Raw genomic sequence first — 556 nt, 5'->3', positions numbered from 1 at the left:
GCTCAGTACTATCATGAGAGCGGCAACAAAGATCGCGCCATCGAGTTGCTCGAGCAGACACTGAAAGCGCTGGAGGGTCCGGAGCCTGTCTCGGACGACCTGAAACAGCACCTTCTACCCGAGTTGCTGCAGGCTCTGGCCAACTACAAGGGTGAGAAGGTTTGTTACGGCGCTCTCTGTGTGGCTCCGCAAGAGGATTTTCCCAAAAGGTGAAAGGGGGCGGCCAAGGAGGAAACCAAAGAGGGGCGATAGTCGAATGGCTTACTGGCCAATTCGTCCATTTCCCTGACGTGGTTGTACAAATAGGCCGGCCCAGGCGTCCAGCCCAGCCTCGCCGTTATCCGCAAACACGTGACCGAGCAAGGAGAAGACGTGCCTGATCAACTCACCAAAACATACTGCCGCTAAGGGTCTCCCGGACCCGTCAAAGATGGCACTGGAGTAAGGCTGGCAACATGAAGCTCGGCGCTGCCCACCGATCCCCCTGCGCCCACAGGCGGGGAAGACGGGGGACGCAGCCGACCGCCTGTCTCTGCGCCAGGCAAGAACGGAGGAC

1 pseudogene is annotated in these 556 nt (G+C 59.4%); it reads left to right on the top strand.

Going from position 1 to position 556, the window contains the following annotated elements:
- Nucleotides 1–213, top strand: a pseudogene (locus EN780_RS37045) (TlpA family protein disulfide reductase); the annotation flags it as partial.
- Nucleotides 214–556 lie beyond the last annotated feature (343 nt).

This window comes from Mesorhizobium sp. M4B.F.Ca.ET.089.01.1.1, assembly GCF_004022605.1.
GTDB lineage: Bacteria > Pseudomonadota > Alphaproteobacteria > Rhizobiales > Rhizobiaceae > Mesorhizobium > Mesorhizobium abyssinicae.
The sequence above is the reverse complement of the archived record's forward strand: the minus strand, read 5'-3'. Positions and strand labels throughout refer to the sequence as shown.